The sequence below is a fragment of the Priestia sp. VA7 genome (assembly GCF_055710015.1).
Genome location: NZ_JBVQPN010000006.1, coordinates 64574 through 86068, shown reverse-complemented (window position 1 = coordinate 86068; position 21495 = coordinate 64574). Strand labels below are relative to the sequence as shown.

General features: G+C 38.5%; 21 protein-coding genes. 8 read left to right on the top strand and 13 right to left on the bottom strand.

Annotated elements, in window-relative coordinates; translation table 11 throughout:
• Both AC0C45_RS24325 and AC0C45_RS24320 read right to left on the bottom strand, forming a co-directional pair.
• A complete protein-coding gene (locus AC0C45_RS24325; protein ID WP_047931867.1) occupies nt 1-684 on the bottom strand; it encodes an ABC transporter permease in 684 nt (227 codons plus the stop codon).
• A gap of 35 nt (nt 685-719) precedes the next feature.
• Nucleotides 720-1934: a DUF418 domain-containing protein gene (locus tag AC0C45_RS24320; RefSeq protein ID WP_034654721.1), complete on the bottom strand. Its 1215-nt coding sequence runs from the start codon at nt 1932-1934 to the stop codon at nt 720-722.
• 170 nt (nt 1935-2104) lie between these two features.
• Between AC0C45_RS24320 and AC0C45_RS24315 the strand changes: the two genes are divergently transcribed.
• From AC0C45_RS24315 to AC0C45_RS24290, 6 genes are all read left to right on the top strand, one after another.
• Nucleotides 2105-2830, top strand: coding sequence for a response regulator transcription factor (locus AC0C45_RS24315; protein WP_047931866.1), 726 nt, complete (start codon nt 2105-2107; stop codon nt 2828-2830).
• Entirely contained in the window at nt 2827-4581 is a 1755-nt protein-coding gene (locus AC0C45_RS24310) for a sensor histidine kinase (protein ID WP_472928925.1), read from the top strand. The genes AC0C45_RS24315 and AC0C45_RS24310 overlap by 4 nt, the downstream gene beginning before the upstream one ends.
• Nucleotides 4582-4662: 81 nt before the next feature.
• Nucleotides 4663-5355, top strand: coding sequence for a response regulator transcription factor (locus tag AC0C45_RS24305; protein WP_013081476.1), 693 nt, complete (start codon nt 4663-4665; stop codon nt 5353-5355).
• A 3-nt stretch (nt 5356-5358) separates the two neighbouring features.
• Nucleotides 5359-6705 carry a HAMP domain-containing sensor histidine kinase gene (locus AC0C45_RS24300; RefSeq protein WP_237893327.1) on the top strand — a complete coding sequence of 449 codons (1347 nt, stop codon included), beginning with the start codon at nt 5359-5361 and terminating at the stop codon, nt 6703-6705.
• A gap of 72 nt (nt 6706-6777) precedes the next feature.
• Nucleotides 6778-7353: a PepSY domain-containing protein gene (locus tag AC0C45_RS24295; RefSeq protein WP_047931863.1), complete on the top strand. Its 576-nt coding sequence runs from the start codon at nt 6778-6780 to the stop codon at nt 7351-7353.
• A 133-nt stretch (nt 7354-7486) separates the two neighbouring features.
• Nucleotides 7487-8026, top strand: a complete 540-nt coding sequence (locus AC0C45_RS24290; RefSeq protein WP_047931862.1) for a PepSY domain-containing protein — start codon at nt 7487-7489, stop codon at nt 8024-8026.
• A 38-nt stretch (nt 8027-8064) separates the two neighbouring features.
• Here the strand turns inward: AC0C45_RS24290 and AC0C45_RS24285 are convergent, their stop codons facing one another.
• The 7 genes from AC0C45_RS24285 to AC0C45_RS24255 all read right to left on the bottom strand — a co-directional run bounded on the left by AC0C45_RS24285 (nt 8065) and on the right by AC0C45_RS24255 (nt 14980).
• A complete protein-coding gene (locus AC0C45_RS24285) occupies nt 8065-9342 on the bottom strand; it encodes a DUF445 domain-containing protein (protein ID WP_047931861.1) in 1278 nt (425 codons plus the stop codon).
• A 127-nt stretch (nt 9343-9469) separates the two neighbouring features.
• Entirely contained in the window at nt 9470-10825 is a 1356-nt protein-coding gene (locus AC0C45_RS24280) for an amino acid permease (RefSeq protein ID WP_047931860.1), read from the bottom strand.
• Nucleotides 10826-11048: 223 nt separating this feature from the next.
• Complete coding sequence (locus AC0C45_RS24275; protein WP_013081471.1) at nt 11049-11699, bottom strand: amino acid ABC transporter permease; 651 nt, start codon at nt 11697-11699, stop codon at nt 11049-11051.
• Between the two features lie 14 nt (nt 11700-11713).
• The gene (locus tag AC0C45_RS24270; protein WP_047931858.1) at nt 11714-12352 is read right to left on the bottom strand and encodes an amino acid ABC transporter permease; all 639 of its coding nucleotides are present in this window, start codon (nt 12350-12352) and stop codon (nt 11714-11716) included.
• Nucleotides 12353-12426: 74 nt separating this feature from the next.
• Complete coding sequence (locus AC0C45_RS24265) at nt 12427-13242, bottom strand: transporter substrate-binding domain-containing protein (protein WP_013055073.1); 816 nt, start codon at nt 13240-13242, stop codon at nt 12427-12429.
• Between the two features lie 21 nt (nt 13243-13263).
• Complete coding sequence (locus AC0C45_RS24260; RefSeq protein ID WP_237893319.1) at nt 13264-13992, bottom strand: amino acid ABC transporter ATP-binding protein; 729 nt, start codon at nt 13990-13992, stop codon at nt 13264-13266.
• A gap of 466 nt (nt 13993-14458) precedes the next feature.
• A complete protein-coding gene (locus AC0C45_RS24255; protein WP_047931856.1) occupies nt 14459-14980 on the bottom strand; it encodes a M15 family metallopeptidase in 522 nt (173 codons plus the stop codon).
• 214 nt (nt 14981-15194) lie between these two features.
• Between AC0C45_RS24255 and AC0C45_RS24250 the strand changes: the two genes are divergently transcribed.
• On the top strand, nt 15195-15848 hold the full coding sequence (locus AC0C45_RS24250; RefSeq protein ID WP_257064072.1) for a hypothetical protein: 654 nt from the start codon (nt 15195-15197) through the stop codon (nt 15846-15848).
• Between the two features lie 40 nt (nt 15849-15888).
• Here AC0C45_RS24250 and AC0C45_RS24245 read toward each other — a convergent pair whose 3' ends face one another.
• The 4 genes from AC0C45_RS24245 to AC0C45_RS24230 all read right to left on the bottom strand — a co-directional run bounded on the left by AC0C45_RS24245 (nt 15889) and on the right by AC0C45_RS24230 (nt 20392).
• Entirely contained in the window at nt 15889-17109 is a 1221-nt protein-coding gene (locus AC0C45_RS24245; RefSeq protein ID WP_034654699.1) for a multidrug effflux MFS transporter, read from the bottom strand.
• A 67-nt stretch (nt 17110-17176) separates the two neighbouring features.
• A complete protein-coding gene (locus AC0C45_RS24240) occupies nt 17177-17998 on the bottom strand; it encodes a MerR family transcriptional regulator (protein WP_034654697.1) in 822 nt (273 codons plus the stop codon).
• Nucleotides 17999-18061: 63 nt separating this feature from the next.
• The gene (locus AC0C45_RS24235; RefSeq protein ID WP_336439298.1) at nt 18062-19075 is read right to left on the bottom strand and encodes a nitronate monooxygenase; all 1014 of its coding nucleotides are present in this window, start codon (nt 19073-19075) and stop codon (nt 18062-18064) included.
• A gap of 252 nt (nt 19076-19327) precedes the next feature.
• Complete coding sequence (locus AC0C45_RS24230) at nt 19328-20392, bottom strand: lactonase family protein (protein ID WP_013081462.1); 1065 nt, start codon at nt 20390-20392, stop codon at nt 19328-19330.
• A gap of 333 nt (nt 20393-20725) precedes the next feature.
• On the opposite strand from AC0C45_RS24230, the gene map reads away from it, so the two are divergent.
• On the top strand, nt 20726-21472 hold the full coding sequence (gene map, locus AC0C45_RS24225; RefSeq protein WP_034654693.1) for a type I methionyl aminopeptidase: 747 nt from the start codon (nt 20726-20728) through the stop codon (nt 21470-21472).
• Nucleotides 21473-21495: the final 23 nt, after the last annotated feature.

Sequence of the window (21495 nt, the reverse complement as noted above, 5' to 3'; positions counted from 1 at the left end):
TTATACTTCTCTCCTTTTAAAACTCCAAAGTGCCGTACATAAACAAAGTGCTGCAAAAATAAGAAGAACTGTTAGATACCCTTTCTCCAGCTTTAAATAGTAGTAGGGTGTCACATACTTAAACCATGCAATGTACGCTTTTGATGAAAATATGCTCCACACGCTCAGTACCGGTAGAACAAACGATAAAATAATTGATAAAAACATAGTATGAGTTGGGCTTGGCATTAAAGCTGAAAGCATTAAAACAAATGAAATGATACAAACGGTGAATAGCAGGCACTCTAAAAATATATAAAAAGAAAAATGATGCGAAATAAACGCAATCAGTAGAAATGAAATAGAGATACAAACAAGCCAGAAACAGCAAATACCTAAGAATTTCCCTAGTACAATACGCTCTCTTGATGTTTTGGTAACTAAAAACCTTGCTGTTCTTGTCTTAATTTCTTGATTAATAACATTATGAGAAAGACTTGAAATAAATAAAGGTCCGAACCCGAGAAGCATCACCAAAATTCCCCCGTTGGCTCCATCTTGAATCTGTGCACTCGTCAGCTGATCTCCAAGTTGACTAACTATATGGGCTATTCCATAGGAAGCACCGCATACGATTAAGATAACGATAATTGATTTAATACTTTTAAATAAGCTTTGAAACTCTTTTAAACTAATAGCCCACATTTCCAAAATCTCCTTTTAAATAAGTTTGACTGCTATCATCCAACAAAAGGATGATTTACTTCCGCCGGTAAAGCTTTTTTTTCTTTGGGCTTTCCACTCCAAGAAAAATTTGTCCATATACGCAGTAGCTTCTCCACCGGTCCAGTTTGAAATTTTTGTACGTACATATAGCTGCCGATAAGCTGAATTCCGTAAATACCTATACAGACAAAAATCCCTGCAATCATGCCGAGCTTTCCGAAATAACCTAATCCATAACCGTAAAAAATCGTCGTGCATATGACCGTTTGCATTAAATAATTACTAAGCGATATCCTGCCTACACTTTCAAAAGCCTTTATCAAAAATGACTTCTCGTATTTTGCATATAACCAAGCAAAGCCTGCAATATAACCAAGAGATAGAAGACTTCCACCTAACATATGTGTAGAACCAGCCCAATTAGCATCTGGCCATACGTACATAGTCCCTTTTAACAGCAAGCCAAGCGGAATCAGCGCGGCTGCCCAACGGCCATACTGTTTTTGATTAGCTGAAACATCGTAAAACCACTTTTTCTTTCCTGCATACATACCAAATAAAAACAAAGCGCCCATTATAAATGGCGTAAACAAGAAGGCAAAAGCAAATTTATATCCTGTTATATTCATCGGATCAACATTGTTGCGGTGGTCTTTAATCTGTTCATAAGTTCCACTTCCATACACATGAATCGTATCTTTTACATATGTCGTAAGCGTTTGTTTATCGCTAAGAAGATACATATTATCGTTTAATGAACCGTATCCGGCTGCTCCTGTAAGGACCAGCAAAATCGATACCCACACCAAAAGTGTTTTGGCTTTACGCTTTAAAAAGAAAAGTAGTAAAAATACTCCCATCATTCCGTAAAACGTAAGAATATCTCCTTCCCATAAAAACACTCCATGCAGTAAGCCAAACCCTAGAAGCAGAAGAAAACGGCGAAAGAAATGCCTTTTTACGCCTAGCTTCCTTCTTTCTAAGCTTTCTTTCATCTTCACCATTGAATAGCCAAATAAAAAGGTAAAAATCGGCATAAAACTTTCCTCTACCGCGACTTTTAAAAAGACATAGGCTGCTGAATCACTTGGTGATAGCGAGAAGAGATGAATCATATCCTTTCCGTAAATGCCATATTGAAAAATCAGCATATTCGCTAGTAAAATACCAAACAAGCTGAATCCTCTCATACTATCAATTACTTTAACCCGCCTAAAATCATTACTCATCCTTTTAACTCCTTTACTATGTGTCTGTGCATTTAGTATATGAAATGAAGTTTTCAAGAAAATAACCAGGAGATTATCTTTTCCTTAACATTTTCCAATTTTGTTAATCTTTTCGTAATGTTCTTATGCTAAAATCGAATACGTATGAAATGAAACAGAGGTGATTTACGTTGGAAGATGCGTCTATATTGCTAGTTGATGATGAAGTTGCCATCGTCAAAATGCTGGAGACAGTATTAAAAAAAGAAGGATTCAACCAAATTTATAAAGCTCACACCGCTCAAGAAGCGCTGGATGTTTTACATAATCAAACAATTGATATTATTTTGTTGGACGTAATGCTTCCCGATCAAAGCGGATTTGATATCTGTCCTAAAATTCGTGAGCTCTCAAACGCGTATATTTTATTCATAACAGCCAAAGTATCCGACCTGGACGTACTAACGGGTTTCGCCATGGGAGGAGACGACTACGTAACTAAGCCGTTTAATCCTTTAGAAATTGCGGCACGAATTAAAGCACGACTGCGCAGAAAGCAAGTGCTGACTGAAGGAACTTTTATAAGAACGGAACCACAATCGTCAAATCGCTATGAGTTTGATCGTTTTACTGTAGATGAATCGGCAGGAGAACTCATTGTGGATGGTCAAACGGTTTCTTGCCCCGCCCAAGTGTTTTTATTGCTTCTTCACTTTTGTAAAAATATGAATATTGTTCTTTCTAAATCACAGCTTCTTGAAGCCGTCTGGGGATATAATCAATTTGTAGACGATAATACAGTAACCGTGCATATTCGAAGAATTCGAGAACGAATTGAAGATAATCCTAGCAACCCAAAACATTTAGTTACGGTACGAGGGCTTGGGTATAAATTAGTGAACGGAAAAGCGCTATGAAATCCATTAAAAGAAGGTTGACCTTTCATTTTTCATTTCAGTTTATTGCGATTATTGCATGTGTTTGCTGCGTTCTTTTTTGCGCTTTAATGTTTCTAGCTTATTACCTTTCAAAGCAAGATATAAAAAGAGACTTACCCTCTGGATCACTTAGCGTGTTAACGGGGGATACAACAGTTGAAGGTGGAAAAGCAACCGTTTCAGATGATTTAGCAAAACAACTTAAACAAGAAGGACTATGGTACCAAGTACTGAACAAACAAGGAAAAGTAATTGGAGAAATTAACTCCCCAAAAGACTTACCTAAGCACTACGGTCTTTCAGAGTTATTAGAAATGGATAAAACCAAAAAATTTAAAGACTATAATGTAGTAACAGAACTTGATACCTTTTTGACTACACCTACTTATTATATTTTGGGCTATAAAAGTGATTTAAAAGACCAGCTATATGCTATGTATGCTAACTATAATAAGGAAGGTGTGCCTCCAAAAAGCGATATTCCTCTTATCAAGAAGGCATTAAAAGAAAAAAATGCTTCGCTTCAAATTTTAAATGATAAAGGTGATATCTTAGCTTCAATTAGAATGTCTAAAGAAAAAACAAGTTACGATCCTTTAGAAATTATTTCCCGAAAAATTGAACAAGATAAATATGATTCAACAGCTACTGTATTCCATGACTCGAAGAAGAAAATTTCATGGATTTTTTACACTCCCAATAATCACCACAGTATAACTGATGAATCTATTATTCGAAAAGCTTGGATGATCTCCATCATCGTGGCTGTTTCCGTTCTTATAGCCACCATCGCTTTCTCCATCTGGAACGCTTTTCGCTACGGCGGACCCTTACTTCTCTTCACCAGCTGGCTCGGGCGCATGGGAAGCGGAAACTATTCAGAAGTGCTAACAGAAAAAGAGCGGAAGCGCGTCTTTCGGAAGAATGGAAAAGTACGTTTTCAATATCGCCTCTATTCAGAAGTAGTTACAGCCTTTTATGAGATGGCAGAGCAGCTTAGCTTAGCTGAAAAAGAACGAAAGCAGCTAGAGACTACTCGCGAAGAATGGATGACAGGAATATCACATGATTTGCGCACACCTCTTTCGACGATTCAAGGATATGGGCATATGCTTGAAAGCGGCCATTACAATTGGAACGAAGAAGAGTTAAAAGAAATTGGCCAAACACTCCGTGATAAAAGTGAATACATGGTGGAGCTTGTAGAGGATTTTTCACTGGCTTTTAAGCTTAAAAATAACGTGGTTGTTTTAGAAACAAAAAAAGTGGACGTTCATCAACTACTTCAGCATATTGTTTTAAAATTCGTTAACGATAGAACCATTGAAAATGTTCACTTCTCTTATGTGCCCGCTCATCTTCAACCTTTTACTCAAGCTGACCCGCGCTGGTTTGAACGAATGCTTGATAATTTAATTTTTAATGCTATTAAACATAACCCTAAGAACACTACCATTACAATTTCGACCGTGATAAAAAGTGACCGCGTCTTGATTACGATTCAAGATGATGGAATTGGAATGGATGAAGAAACGAAGAAAAATTTATTTGACCGCTATTACCGCGGCACAAATACAACGGAAAAAACAGAAGGTTCTGGACTTGGCATGAGCATCGCAAAGGCTATTTGTGAACTTCATAAAGGCCATATCGAAGTAAGATCTACTCTTCACGAAGGCACTGCCATTATCTTGCACCTTCCTCTTTCAGTAGATCAGCAGCCGGACTAACCTCCGGCTGTTTTTATACACCTCCAATCTCTCCGTGCTATAATGTACGCAACTATACATAGACACAAGGGGGAATTTTTGTTGAGTAAAGGCAGAATTTTAATTGTAGAAGATGAGCGCAAAATTGCTCGTTTAATTCAGCTCGAGCTTGAACATGAAGGGTACGAAACGGGCATGGCTTACACGGGAACAGAAGGATTGGCAGAGTTTCAAGAACACGATTGGGATTTGCTGCTTTTAGATGTGATGCTTCCTGAACTGAGCGGACTCGAAGTACTTCGTCGCATTCGAGCAAATGATGATCAAACGCCCGTTATCTTATTAACAGCTCGAGACGCCCTTCCTGATAAGGTAAGCGGACTAGATTTAGGAGCAAACGACTACATTACAAAGCCCTTTCAAATTGAAGAGCTTTTTGCACGCATTCGCGTATGGCTTCGCCATCCTGCATCAACATCGACTGCTGAACAAGAAACAGCCACTCTTCAACTAGGCAATTTAGTCGTTAACGAAAAAACGCGAGAAGTTACGCGTGAAAATGAAGCTATTGAGCTGACTCCTAAAGAATATGATTTACTTGTCTATATGCTTCAAAACAAAAATCAAGTGCTGAGCTTTGAACAGCTTCTTACAAACGTTTGGGGATTTGATTATTACGGAGACACAAATATTGTATACGTATACATCCGTTATTTACGTAAAAAGATTGATGCTTCATTTTCAACTCCTTACATTCAAACAGTGCGCGGCGTTGGCTACATGCTGAAGGAGTAGCTTATGAAACTACAAACAAAGATTATTCTTACATCAACTGCGCTGCTTTTTATTCTGCTAGTAATTGCAAACAGTTCGATTTACTTCATTTTCAAGAAGACCATGGAAGACAACGCAATTGAACGTTTGCAAGCAGAAACAAGCAATGTAACAAATGGGCTAAAGCAAACGAGTGCGACGGTTAAACAAGCCAATTTGCTTCGTGCCTATTTGCCTCCTAACGGGATGATTCGTATTTTACCTAAATCCGGCAGTCCTTTAGTTGTATCCGTTACAGATCAAACGAAAGAGCTTCAGGACTTACCTTATTCCTATTATTCAAATGAACAAACAAGCATCAAAGAAGATGACGGCCATCTATACGCGATTTCACACACCCCTGTCATTTGGACGAACGGTGAAGTTGTTTCTTTGGAAGTCACGGAACAACTGGCAGATGTGGAACAATCTCTGCAGACATTAAAATTTATCTTGCTCATTGCCTCTCTTGTTATATTAATTCCAACTATATTTGCTGGACGGCTTTTAAGTAAAATTATATTGCGGCCTATCAAATCTCTTATTCATACTATGGAAGAAATTCAAGTGTCTCGCACATTCAAAAAGATTGACCTCTCTTCTCCTTCTAAAGATGAGTTAGATCAAATGGCCAGCACCTTCAATAATATGATGGATTTATTAGAGGAAAACTATAAAAAGCAAGAGCAGTTCGTATCCGATGCTTCTCATGAATTAAAAACACCCCTGACCGTTGTAGAAAGCTATGCCAATATGCTAAAACGATGGGGAATGAAGCGGCCTGATATTTTAGAAGAAGCCATCGAAGCCATTCACTCTGAGTCTTTACGCATGAAACAGCTTACGTCTCAAATGCTGGTGCTTGCGAAAGATGAGTCGCAGCGGGAGCTTCACATGGAACACGTAGATGCGGCGGCCGTCTGTAACCAAACAATTAAGCATCTAGAACAAGCTTTTGAACGAACCATTTATTTAAATATAAAAACGGATCATCCCGTCGTAACAGCGGATGAAAAACGCTTAAAGCAGCTGCTGTACATCCTCTTAGATAATGCCATTAAATATAGTGAAAAAGCGGTAGAGGTAACCATAACAAGAAGCGAAAGCTTTATGATTACGGTCACAGATCAAGGAATTGGTATTCCAAAAGAAGACTTATCAAACGTGTATGAACGCTTTTTTCGCGTAGATAAAGCAAGAAATCGAGAAACCGGCGGTTCTGGACTTGGATTATCCATTGCTCGAAAGATTGTAGAAGCCCATAGCGGGCGTATTGAGATTAACAGCCAAGAAGGAAAAGGGACATCAGTAACGGTTTCCTTTCCTCTTTGATTTCTCGCCTTTTCTTAGAGATTTTTAAGAATTGCCTGCTATACTATTTTTTAAGATACTGGAGGTGAATGTATGAAGAAAACGGTGCTTTTTATACTTATTTTTCTTGCTGTTGGTTCAGCTTGCTTTTACGGAATAGCAAAAGCAGTGAATCGGCCTGATACAATTTTATCGGAATCAGACGTCAGCAGTATGATTCAGCAAAAATATGGCGGCACTATTGAAAATGCAAGCTTTTCCCAAAAAGATGATGAACCGATTTATCGAATCACTTTGCTTAAAAATGATATTCCATACCACATCACAGTAAATGGAGAAAATGGAGAAGTCCAGTCATTAATCAAACAAAGAGTAGAGAAACAAACGTCTACTCAAACTAAAAATAATATAGAAGAAGAGCAAAAAAAGAGCGAGCAGCCACCAGTTTCTCCTACATCCGACGAGCCTCTCATTTCAATGGAACAAGCAAGAGACATTGCTTTACAAAAAGTAAAAGGAACGTTTTCCTCAGTTGAAATAGAAGAGGAAGAAGGCCAAATCTTCTACGAAGTCGAAATTGATCAGTCTAAAACAAGAGAAGCTAAAGTGATGATCAATGCTTACTCTGGACATGTAGATTCCATCACCTATGAAAATGACGATGATTAAAAGTACAGCGGAAAGCTGTGCTTTTTTTATCCATTTTTATTTATTTCTAAGAAAATTTTAAACTTCTTCTTCTTTTCCTTTAAAGTTCATTGGCTAAGATAGTTTTAACAACAAATCGAGGAGGCCATAACATATGAAAGTTATTACAACCGTTTTAGCCAGTGCAGTACTAGTCGGTGGATTAGGTGCAAGCGCATATGCAATGACAGACCAGTCCAAAAGCAATGATAAGAAGCAAACCACAACGATTGAAGAAGCAAAGGCAAAAGACATTGCCCTTCAAAAAACAGACGGCGGCGACATTACAAATATCCAATTAGCCATAGATGACGGCGTTAAACAATATGAAGTAGACGTCACAAAAGGTAATAAAGAATACGATGTAGACATTGACAGCAGCAGCGGTAAAATCATTGAATTTGATGAAGAGCAAAAAGACGATGAAGATGAGAAAGAAGAGGAACTTCAAAACATTTCCCCTGCTATTTCATTAGATCAAGCGATAAAAACAGCTTTAAAGAGTGCTAAAGGAGCCGTCAATGAAACGGATCTAGACCAAGAAAACAACCGTTTAGTATATGAAATTGAAATTGACACAGCTGATAAACGTGAAGCAACTGTTTCAGTAGATGCCAAAAACGGTAACGTAATCAGTGTAGAACTAGATGATTAATAGAAAAAGCACACTCCAAAAGGAGCGTGCTTCTTTTTTTACACCGCTAATTTAATAACCGTTAATACAATACCAATCAAGAATCCACATAGAGCTCCGTTCACTCGAATCCACTGCAAATCTTTTCCGACATTGTTTTCCATCATATCCACAAGTGTTTCATCATCTAATTTATCTAAGTTTTCTTGAACAAGCTGTCCAATTTTCGAATGATTCTCTTCTACAAAGCTCATGATTTGCTTTTGAATAGCCATATCAATTGCTCCTTGACGCTGTGCATCCTTTTCAAGAGCATTCAGCCAGCTCTCTACGTAAGGAACCGCGTAGCTTTTCATAAATTCAGGGCTTTCAATGAATACTGTCACTTTCGCTTTCATTTTATCGACGATTTCTGTTAATTTATTCGTTACATTTAATTCATTAATCGTTTTTTGTTTCCATGCTTCTAATTTTTCAAGAAGTTCTTCATTCTGCTCCAAGCCTTGCAGCTCTTTTCTAATTCCATTTACCAAAGCAAGGCGGTATTCATCCTCTTCGTTACGAAGACGTCCTGTAATAGAAAGCAATAAATTTTGCAAAATAGACCCTAGCTTCTCTTCATTAATCATGCTTTGAAATGATTTGAGAGCAAATTGTAAAATACCATCAAGCTCAATATTATCAAGCGCATTTTTAGCAATACTTCCGAGCTGATACTGCGTTTCTTCTTTTTTAATCCAGCTCTCTCCTTTATTTAAAAGAACATCAAGCGCTTTTTTATCATACTGATTTTTTACCACTTCTCCAACAATTGAATGCACAATAGGCTTTAACTCTATTGCTGAAAGCGATGATTTAAGCTCTTTTTCAATAATAGGAACGACTTTCTCTGTATCCACACGATTAATGGCATCAACAAGCAGTGCTGTTCCTTTTGTTTGAATCGTTTCCGAATGAACACCTTTTCGAACAATTGGAAGCAAACGCTTTGTAAACGCAATTCTTTTTACTTTTTCTTGAATACTTTCTTTTGACAGCCAGTCATTTTCAAGCGTTGAGACTAACCCTCTTGTAATACGCTGTCTGTTTTTAGGAAGCAACGCAGTGTGTGGAATAGGAATGCCTAAAGGGTGACGAAAAAGAGCCGTAACAGCAAACCAATCCGCTAGTCCTCCGACTAATCCAGCTTCGAATCCACCTTGAAGCAAACGTCCCCAAATCGAATCACCAAAAGGCATTGTGGCAACGAAGCCCACTCCCATAATCGCCAAAGAAATCACGGCTAAGTGCTTTGATTTCTTCTTTGGGTTTGTTGTAAATACATTATTTGATTCCATTATAGTCCTCATCCTTTATTTATTTAACTAAACATTTCACCTAGAAATATGTAACGTGATACAGAAACTTCCGCAAAAAAAGAAAGACAAGCTTTTACCCTCGTCTTTCTAGTATATTGCCTTTTTGCTATACTTCAAACTTTTTTTCTTTTTGACTTTTATTAATAAATGAAAAAATGAGGAGTACAACGAGAATAACTGCACATACGCTTGATCCAATCACATTGTTTTTATTAAACATAAACGATACAAAAATAACAAGCAGTGCTGCTGTTGCAAAAAGCGTTGTATAAGGAAACCACTTCAAGGCAAAAAACGGCTTTTCTTTATACCCTTTACGCAACTTTAATTGAGCTAAACAAATGCTTACCCAAATAAGAATAATCGTGAAACCCGGAATAGTCATTAAATAACTAATTACATTATCCGGCGTCTTATACGCTAAAAACACACCCATTAAAATACAAACAGCCGTAATCATCAAACCATTAATCGGAATACCGTTTTTCGAAACTTTCAAGAAGCGCTTTGATGCTTCTCCGCTTTGAGCCATAGCATAGAGCGTACGAGAAGTTGCATACATTCCTGAATTCGCTGCTGATAAAACGGCCGTCAATAAAACGAAGTTCATAATATGAGCCGCACCCGGCAGTCCGGTGATACTAAAAACTTGGACAAATGGACTGTCCTGTCCGGATACAGAATTCCAGGGCATAAGGCCGCAAATAATTAAAATAGGCAAAATATAAAAACCAATCACTCGCCATACTGTGCCTTTGATCACTTTCGGTAAGACGTTTTTCACATCTTTTGTTTCCGTTACGGCCACACCAATTAATTCAGCTCCGCCGTAAGAGAACATCACAATTAAAAAGGCACTCAGCACACCGCTCATGCCGTGAGGAAAAAAGCCTCCATGGGCCGTATAATTTGCCCAGGGGTTTTGCACCTCACTTGGAATCACACCGAATAAAATGAAAGCTCCCAAAATGATAAAAGCAGTAAGAGCAATTACTTTAATACCGGCAAACCAAAACTCAATTTCTCCGTAATACTTCACTTGAAATAAATTCATCCCTACAATCAGCACTGCACAGAGAAAGCTTAAGAGCCAAAGAGGTACAGAAGGGAACCAAAACTTCAAAAAGCTTCCCCCCGCAAGCAGTTCAACAACTGTCACGACAATCCAGTTCACCCAGTACAGCCACCCTACAATAAAAGAGGTTTGCGTACCGAATGCCTTATGCACTAAATTTTGTACGTTCATATTCGGATAGACAATTGCCATCTCCGCCAATGCTGTCATTACAATAAATAAGATAAGACCGCCAAATAAATACGCCAGTACAACACTTGGTCCTGCAATACCTAGCGTATCAGCACTGCCTTTAAAAATGCCTGTCCCAATCATACCGGCAAGCGCAATGAGCTGCACATGGCGAGGCAACAGACCTTTTTTTAAATTTTGATCTTGTTTTTCCATGATGCCCGTCCCTTCTGTTCATTTTACGTGTTAGTTTAACCAAATCACTTCTTGCGCAAAAACCCCTACCGGATATTCAGTAGGGGGTGAACCAACACTGTTTTTCTTCTCTATGATGAATGAAAATGATCTGATTTTACCACTGTTACTTTAGTCATTTTATGCGTTGAATCAATACATTGTCAATGTTATTTATTTTCCAAAAATAAAGTCAAAAGAGTATCTACACCCTTTTGACTTCTAGTCTTCGTGCAATGATGGATAAAGCATAGTTTACAATAAAATACATCATCGCGATGATCAAAAACATCGGCACCACGTAACTTTGTTTCTGGCCGTAAATGATTTGAGCGTTATGCAGCAAATCAGGAAGTGCGATCACTACTGCAAGCGACGTATCTTTCAATAAGGAAATAAATTGACTAACTAAAGGAGGCACCATTCTCCGCAAAGCTTGGGGCAGCACAACGAAACGAAGCGTTTGATAATAGTTTAAACCTGATGATCGCGCCGCTTCGATTTGTCCTTTTTCAATTGATTTTAATCCGCTTCGGATAATCTCTGAAATCATAGCAGATTCAAATACAGTGAGGGCCACAATCGCTGCTGACGTAATTTCCATATCAATTCCGATTTCAGGTAAAGCAAAGTATGTAAAAAAGATGATTAACAGCAGCGGCAAATTCCGGATAATTTCTACGATAAAAGCAAGTACATGAGACAGAACTGGAATACGGGCATACCTTAAAATACCTACTATACTTCCAATAAGAAAACTTAATACAATCGAAATGAATGCTACTTTTAAAGTGACCCAAAATCCTTCCATTAAGAAGGAAAGGTGATCAGGAGAATAAGCACCCATAAAATCCATCACTTTCACTCCTTTCAGCTTGTTTTACCAAGACGTTTCTCAAGATAACCAACTCCTAAGCTTAACGGAATCGTTAGAACTAAATAGAACAGAGCCACAAAAATATACACATCAAACACTACGTAAGTTTGAGAGGAAACAAGATCTGCCTGATACATTAAATCAAAACCAGCAACAATCCCTAACACCGATGAGTTTTTGACTAAATTAATGAATTGATTCCCAAGAGGAGGAATGACGATTTTAATGGCTTGAGGCAATACAATGAACCGCATCGCCTGACCGTACGTAAGGCCAGATGAACGTGCCGCTTCAAGCTGCCCTTTTGGAACTGCCATAATTCCCGCTCGTATAGCTTCGGCTATAAAAGCTGCCGTATAAATAGTTAGTCCCATCACTCCGGCGGCTGTACCGCTGATTCCCGCCACAATAAAAATAAAAAAGACAATAACCACAAGGGGAATATTTCGAATGAACTCTACATAGACCGTACCAATTACATTTACTATTTTGAGAGGGGCTATTCGCATTACCGCAATGATTGTACCAAGTACAAAACTGGCCACTAAAGCAATCAGACTGGCGATAATGGTGTACTTAAAACCTTCTAAATAAAGATCCATATTGTTCGTCAGAATTGAAAAATCCAACAATTTTCTTCCTCCTTTCAACTAAACAAGCAGGATGAGCATAATGCTGCTCATCCTGAGAAAAGAAAACTGTACGCTTATTGTTTGATCCACTTGTCGTGAATTTCATCATATTTTCCAGAGTCTTTTATCTTTTTAAGCGCATCGTTTAATGCATCTACCAGCTCTTTGTTTCCTTTTTTCACAGCAATGCCATAAGGCTCTTCTGTGAACGGCTTTCCTACCAATTCATAAGAAGGATCTTCATCAGCCATTCCATAAAGAATAGCATCATCAGTTGTTAAAGCATCTCCTTGCTTAGATTTTAAAGCTGTAAATGCTTCTGCATAGTTTTCAAACTCTAATACCGTTGTCTCTGGTGCTTTTTCGCGAATATTAATAGCTGAAGTTGACCCTTTAACAGCCAACACTTTAGTACCTTTCTTCAAATCATCAACGCTTTTAATTTTACTGCCCTTTTTCACAAGAAGAGACTGTCCGGCTTGGAAATATACATCCGTAAAGTCTACTTCTTTTTTACGTTCATCTGTAATAGTCATTGTCGCAACAACAGCATCAATATCTCCTTTTTGAAGAAGAGGAACCCTTGTTTTAGACGTAACTTCTTTAAATTCCACCTTGTTTTCATCACCTAAAATCTCTTTAGCCAGCTGCTTAGAAATATCAACATCAAAACCTTCTACTTCACCCGTCTTTGGATTCTTTAAGCCAAACAAACGCGTATCATTTTTAACTCCGATGACGATTTTCCCTCGGTCTTTGATTTCAGTGAGCGCATCTTTTTTAGCTGATGATCCACTCGTTTCTTCACTTTTCCCTCCACAAGCTGCTAACATCATAGCCGCTGCTAATGAAAGCACAGCTGCCTTTAAAAACGTTTTTGATTTCTTCATATTACTCCCCCTATTAAACAATTAATGATTTAAAATACGGCTAAGAAATAAACGTGCCCTTTCTTCTTGCGGGTTTTCGTAAAACTCAGCCGGAGTTGCCTCTTCTAAGATTTTTCCTTGATCCATAAATACAATGCGGTCCGCTACTTCTTTTGCAAACCCCATTTCATGAGTTACAACTACCATGGTCATTCCTTCTTTAGCCAATGTTTTCATGACATCCAGCACTTCTCCAATCATTTCTGGATCAAGAGCAGAGGTAGGCTCATCAAAAAGCATAATTTCTGGTTTCATCGCAAGTCCCCTCGCAATAGCTACACGCTGCTGCTGGCCGCCTGAAAGCTGGGACGGGTAGGCGTTAGCTTTTTCACCGATTCCGACTTTATTTAAATAGTATAGGGCTGTCTTCTTAGCTTCTTCTGACGACTGTCCCAATACTTTCATAGGTGCTAAAGTGATATTTTCTAAAACTGTTTTATGCGGATATAAATAAAAATGCTGAAACACCATACCTATATTGCGGCGCAGTTTATTAATATTTGTTTTTTTATCCGCGACCAATATATTATTTACCGTTAACTGTCCATTAGATATTGTTTCTAAATAATTTATGCAGCGCAGCATCGTACTTTTCCCCGAACCCGAAGGGCCAATTACAACGACTACTTCGCCTTTTTTAATTGTTAAATTGATATCTTTTAGTACGTGAAAATCACCGTAATATTTATTCACTCCCTCAAAAACAATCATTTTCTCCCTCCTAATCTGTAAAAGTTTAAATATTTAAAATTTTTAAAATATGTTAAAAATTATATTCTTACCCTTAGAATAAAGTCAATAGTTGACAAATTATCTCTTTTTTGTAATCGAAATGAACTATCTTCAAATAAAATATGCTAGAAAAACAAAAGGTTTTGTCGGTAGCTGCCGATATGTAAGTATACGTTCGCTAGGCTGAAGGTACTTGTATAAGCTTAATCAATAGATTATATTAGTTAACGCGTATCTTTATACGAATTGTCTTTCCTTTTTATGAAACAGTTCTCTACAATCCTACCTCTTACTAACTTCCTATCGGCATTTTTGTTATAGTGATATATAAAAACCTAGTATCTATAAATTAATAAAAAAAGAAAGTACAAGCCTTAAGTCGTGTTAGAGGTTCTGACATAAATATAGCGAAATTATATTACCCCTCAAAAAAGCACACGCTTTATTAGCGTGTGCGGTTTGTTATATTTTCCGGACTCATTTGAAAATGCGGATAGTCTTTAAAATCTTGCCAGTCTCCTCCCCATTCGAACCCTAAATTTTTTGCGATATCTACAACCTCCATCCAATCAGACTGATTGTTATTGTTACCGTCATATTCCATATCCCAAATAACTCGTCCGTCTTTTAACTGAATAGCAAAATCAATAGCTAATCCATAGTTATGATAAGACTGGCCGCCCTTTGAGTAGGTAACAATATTGCCTTCTTCTGTCCTGCCTTTTGCATAAAGCTTATCTTGTTCTTCTTTTGAACGGAAACCTTCCGTAATGACAATTGAGATTCCTTGGTCACTTGCTTGTTGAACAAGTTTATTTTTCTTTTCTTCTACGACAGGATGCAACTCAGTTGCTCCTGAAAAATCTTCTAGCGTTGGCCCAGGCTTTAACTCATCGCGAAACAAAAATACCAGGCTTACCGCTATCGCAACTATCAAAGCTATTCCCAATTTTTTAAGAATGTTCATCTATATAAAGTCTCCATTCTTTTTTGCTGCTGTTTAGATAAAATCATATCGAATTTCATTTTGTTATCCAATAAAAGAGCCGTAATGTTCAACACACGTCTATATTTTTTCGTTTTTTATCTATTTTCACCATTTTTTCACTATTGGTGGTTACATTAGCAATTGTGGACAGCTCTGTACCACACCCCTATAACTTTTAAGGAGTGACAACAGCATGAAAAAGAAACTATTCGGTTATATCATGGCAAGCGGTTTAACACTAGGAGTTATGGCAGCTGCAAATTCCACGGCATTTGCAGCAAGCAAAAATGAAACAAGCTCTTCAACAGTTGTAGAGCGAACAAATGGCAGTACAACAAATATGGATGATGCAACACAACAAAAAGTTGATGATATTATGAAAAAAGCACAGGAAAAATTACAGAAACTCGGCGTAAACTTGCCTCAGCACAAAGACAGCCCCTTCAGCAATTTAGATGCGGCTACAAAGAAAAAAGCGAAAGCTATTATGGATCAGCTTCGCGACGGCACGCTGACTAAGGAACAAGCGGAAGCAAAATTAAAGGAACTTGGCGTGAACTTGCCTGAACATAAAGGCGGTCCTTTTAACAATTTAGATGCGGCTACAAAGAAAAAAGCGAAGGCTATTATGGATCAGCTTCGCGACGGCACGCTGACTAAGGAACAAGCGGAAGCAAAATTAAAGGAACTTGGCGTGAATTTTCCTGCTAAAAAGAAAGATTTTCTAAGCGGGGTAGATGCTGAAACAAAAGCGAAAGCTGAAACCATTTTGGAAAATGCAAAAAAAGAAATTCAAAAGCTTGGCGTTACAATGCCGTTTGAAAATCACGAGCACAAAGTTCAATAACTAAAAAAGCTACTTGGCTGTTGAAAGCCAAGTAGCTTTTTTATGATGCAGTTTTCCTTCTCACTAACGTCATGTACACACCTAATGCTAATAAATCACAGACCATGATCACAATGCCCATCGGCAGAGCATTTTGCCCTCCTCCAAGACCAACAAGAGGAGCTACGGCTGCTCCGAGCAAGAACGGAAGCAACCCTAGAAGCGCTGAAGCACTTCCCGCATTCGAAGCTTGATTTTCCATAGCGAGTGAAAAAACGGTTGTGTTCACAATTCCTACGCTCGATACTACAAAGAAAAGCAAGATGCAGACCAAAATAACGGACATGTGAGTAGCAATCACGGCCACTAAAATCACGCTTCCAACGGCTGCTTGAAGCAACCCATACATAAGAAGAGTAGCTTCTTTTATTTTACCCGCTAAACGTCCTGTCACTTGAGTAGCTATAATGAGTCCAAAACCGTTAATAGCAAAAACAAAGCTGAACATCTGCGGAGACAGGCCATAAATATCTTGAAGGACAAATGTAGAACCTGAAATATAAGCAAACATGGCACTCATAATAAAACCTTGCGCCAGCGCATATCCCACAAAGACACCATCTTTTAGCAATACGCCAAATGTACGCAGTACTTCTGTTAATCCGCCTTCTTTACGGCGTTCGAGCGGAAGCGTTTCTTTTAAACCAAATAAAACGGCAAAAAACATTAGTGCACCAATCACTGCTAGCACACCAAATACTCCTCGCCACGACATAATCGTCAGCAGCTGTCCGCCAGCAACCGGAGCCAAAATAGGAGCTAACCCATTTACGAGCATAAGCATAGAAAAAAACTTTGTTAAATCCGAACCTGAAAACAAGTCTCGCACGCTTGCTCTTGAAATAACCATTCCTGCTGCTCCTGCCATACCTTGAATAAATCGCAAAACGATAAAAATCCAAATAGACGGTGCAAACACGCATAAAACAGATGCAACTGCATAGGTGATTAATGCTGCTACAAGCGGCTTTTTCCTTCCGCGAATATCACTGAATGGCCCCATGACCACTTGCCCAAATGCTAAGCCCAATAAGCAAGCTGTCAGACTGACCTGCGCTAAAGAAGCTGAAGTATGCAATTCTTTCGCAAGCGTCGGCAGCGCTGGCAAATACATATCGATTGATAACGGTCCAAATGCGCTCAGTGAACCCAAAATTAAAATAAATAAAATGCGATTTCCTCGGCTTAAAGACATTCCTTGGGAAATACTTTGTTGATTCATCTATTGTTGTCTCTCCCTTCAGCAGTTCTACAATAGTCTCATCTTAAACCCTCCAGCTACTGGATAGTCAAGACGTAATTCGAATTTGAATTTCAGTCAGCCGCTCTTCTTCATGATGAGAAATAAAGGAATCTACAATTCGCCGAATTAAAAAAGGTCCTTCTGCTTTGTATCCTTCCGCTTTAATAAAGTTCAGTAACGCATCGTAATAGACTCCTGTGGTATCTCTCTTTTCTCTCATATAAATAGATGCGTAATCGCCTTCAGGTATTAACGTAACGAGTTCATGCTTAAAAGAAATATCGCTTTCGACCAATAAAAAAATGCCATCGTAATCTGTAAACTGTTGTTTTTTCGTGTTTTCTACCGATAGCATAAACCCTACTTTCCCAATCATAATCGGGGTAATATGACTAATTTTCTTTTTTAAATCACGCAGAACACTTTCAGTCCCGTCTAACGTGCCTACCTCCGCTTTTACTTGAACAACCTCACGAGAAGAAAGGTGTTTGATGAACGGGGCTCCTATTTGGTTAATATGTCTCGTCTGTTCTAATTCCTTCATTCGAGTTGTTAACTGCGCATTCACTCTTTGAAGGTGACGAATTTTTTCTTTTGTTACCTGATGATATTCCGCTAAAGTTTCAATAAATTCATCCAAGCTGCTGTGCTCCATCTTTCTTTTAATTTCTTTTAACGGAACTCCCATCAGCTTTAAATAGACAATGATATCTAATTTCTTAAATTGTTCTAACGTATAATATCGATAACCGGTTTGTGGATCAACTTCGTAAGGCTCAAATAGACCAATTTCATCATAATAGCGAAGTGTTTTAACCGAAATATCATGCAGTCTAGCCATTTGTCCAATCGTAAATTTGTTTTGCACTATAAGTTCACCTTCTTTATGTAAAGCTGCTTGCGCTTAAAGCAAGCAACGCCTTAATTCTCATCATTCATTTAGTTCTTGTACAAGCTCTTCCACAATAAGATGTGCAGGCAGTTCTTTTGCCAGCGTAAATCCAGTTCCTGCCCACAAAGAAGCATACTCTGAATTATTCATTTGTGTAGCTTTTGCTCGAATAGGCTTTGTCATGTAATGAATATGAGGGTAGGCGGATGGTGCTGATTTATCATAGGAAATAAAAAAGGCATTCACAAATCCTCTAGCACGTTTCCCTGTAAAAGCTCGTGTGACACCTGTTTCATTAAAACGCTTTTGAAGAATGCTTTCTTTATGAAGAGCACTCGCTCCGCTTTCTGGACAACAAATAAAAGCCGTACCTAACTGAGCGGCAGAAGCTCCTTCTTGTAACACACGTTTGATGTCAGATCCCGTCATCAACCCTCCCGCAGCAATCAATGGCTTTTTAGTGATTGAGCGAACTTCTTTTAGCAATTTCATAAGCGGGTAATCCACCGAACTCTCTAAAAAAGTAGATCGATGGCCGCCGGCTTCAATTCCTTGCAAACATAGGGCATCCGCTCCTGCTCTCAAAGCCACTTCGGCTTCTTGAGGTGTTGTAATCGTAACGAAAACATGGCTTCCAATTCCTTTTAAACTTGCTACAATCTCTCGATCCGGGCACCCAAATGTAAAGCTCACAGCAGGTACTCGATGTTTTTGAATGATGTCGAGCTTGGCATTCCATTCATCATCATCATTCTTTGGTATACCAACTTGACACTCCAAATATTCAGCTGCTTTTGACAGTTCTTTTTGGTAACAATCAAGTGCATCAACTGCTATTTTTTCATTTGTCGGAACGAACAGATTCACTCCAAAAGTTTTTTTCGTAAGTGAGTGCATCTCTGTAATTTCTTGCTCCAATTCACGCGCACTTTTATATCCCGCAGCTAAAAACCCTAGCCCTCCGCTATTAGATACTGCTGCAGCTAGTTTAGGCGTCGAAACTCCTCCTGCCATGGGAGCTTGTACAATTGGATACTCACATATATTTTTCACACTTATCACCTCAGCCTTTCATGCGTTCTCTCTTCATTCTACTATAATCCCAGAAAAAAAAGCCCTCCAAAAGGGCTTTTCTTCCATATATAGATAGATTATAAATGATGCTAAGGAACGCGCACTACCTGACTATTCCCTCAAAGGTTCACCTAAGCGGATGGCACTAACCCCGCAAGGGGAGTGACATCCGCTTAGGTTTAGAAAGTCAGACCTGATTGTTTTTGGATCAGGTCTGACTTTCTACATCGATTACTTGTAGTGGAGGAACTTTACGCACACAGCTTCTGGAACCGTGACGTTAGATTGAAGAAGCGTTAGCTTTCCACTTTCTTGGTCTCTTTCAAACAGTACCAAGTTTCCTGTTTCTTGATTAGAAGCCACAATAAATTGTTCTGTTGGATCCAAAACAAAATCGCGCGGCCAGTCGCCTTCAGTTCCTGTCCATTCTACGAATGTTAACTGTCCAGAATCCTGATCTACTTTGAATGTTGCAATGGAGTTATGTCCGCGGTTTCCTGCATAGACAAAGCGGCCGTCTGAAGAAATGTGGATCGCACTCCCTTGATTATTTTCTGTAAAATCAGCCGGGATCGCTAAAGTAGCTTGTTGTTGAGTAAAGCTTCCTTTGCTTTCGTCATAAGTTAAAAATAAAACTTCAGAACTGAATTCTGTCATTGCATAGGCATAGCGGCCATTTGGATGGAACGTTAAATGTCTAGGGCCCGAACCAACAGATGTAGAAAGACTGTTGACTTCCTTCAATTTATTATCTTCCACTTCATATGTCACGATTTCATCAATACCTAAGTCTACAACGGCCACGTGCTTTTCTCCAGGAGTAAAATCGGCATAGTGTACGTGTGGTTTTCCTTTTTGTCCTTTTTTGAGGTCTGAATGAGGATGTTCCACTACGGATGCTACATATTCAATTTCTCCTGTTTCTTCATTAACAGAATACGTCTCAACGCTCCCTTTATGAAAATTAGCAGATAAAACAAGCGTATTATCTTCATTCACTGAAACGTAGCAAGGAGGCGCACCGTCTAGCAGCTGTCTATTTACAAATTTTAATTGCCCTGTGTTTGGATCAATCTTAAAAGCAGCTACTCCGCCTTTTTCTCCTTCTTTAATAACTGTATAAAGATGTTTGTTGTCTTTGCTTGCATTTAAGTATGTAGGATTTTCAATTTTAGCCACGGCTTTTACTTCTACAATCTTTTTAGCCTTCGTATCTAACGTAAATGTATAGACCCCTTCACTGCCTGCTTTTGTATATGTACCTGCAAACCCAATAAATTTTCCATGTTCACTCATTTTCCTATACCCCTCCTAAAGAATTGTTTTGTTTCATTTATTTTACTATATCATATCGCATTTGTTATAGAGAATGCTCCAATTCAACGTTCATTTATCAGTTTTCCCTACATGCCTATCGTCAAACCCTTCCTTTTAAAGCCTGCATCTTGCATTTTCCTACCATTGGGCGTTATGATTAAGGATGATTTTATATCGCCCAATAGCAGACGGTTCCTGTATTTCTTAGATTTTCAAATAAAGAAGAATGAACTGATGAATAGTCGACTTCCATCGCTATAACCGCTGCTCAACTTTTTTCGTAAAGTTACATCAAAAAAGGAGTGAACAACAATGATCACATTAAAAAGTGAACGCGAAATTAATTTAATGCACGAAGCAGGTAAATTATTAGCTTCTTGTCATAAAGAAATCGCTAAAATGATCAAACCAGGCGTAACAACAATGCAAATTGATAAATTTGTTGAAGAGTACTTAGCAAAGCACGGAGCAACGCCGGAACAAAAAGGATACAAAGGATATCAATATGCAACGTGCGCTTCTTTAAATGATGAAATTTGCCACGGTTTTCCAACAACTAAACCGTTAAAAGACGGGGATATTGTAACCATTGATATGGTTGTAAATTTAAACGGAGGCTTAGCAGATTCCGCATGGACTCATACCGTTGGAGAGATTTCAGACGAAGCGCAGCGTCTAGTAGATGTTACATACGAAGCGCTTTTAAAAGGAATCGAGCAAGCACAGCCAGGAAATCGCACAGGTGACATTGGCCACGCTATTCAAAGCTATGTAGAAGGCGAAAAATTCTCTGTGGTACGCGACTTCACAGGACACGGAATTGGAAATACCATGCACGAAGCGCCTACAATTCTTCACTATGGAAAAGCTGGCAAAGGTACACGTTTAAAAGAAGGTATGGTTATTACAATTGAGCCAATGGTAAACGCTGGTACATGGCATTCTAAAATGGATAAAAACGGTTGGACTGCTCGTACAACAGATGGTAAATTATCCGCTCAATTTGAACATACGCTTGCGATTACGAAAAACGGTCCTCTTATTTTAACGGCACATTAAGAAAACAGCCCTTTTGAGGCTGT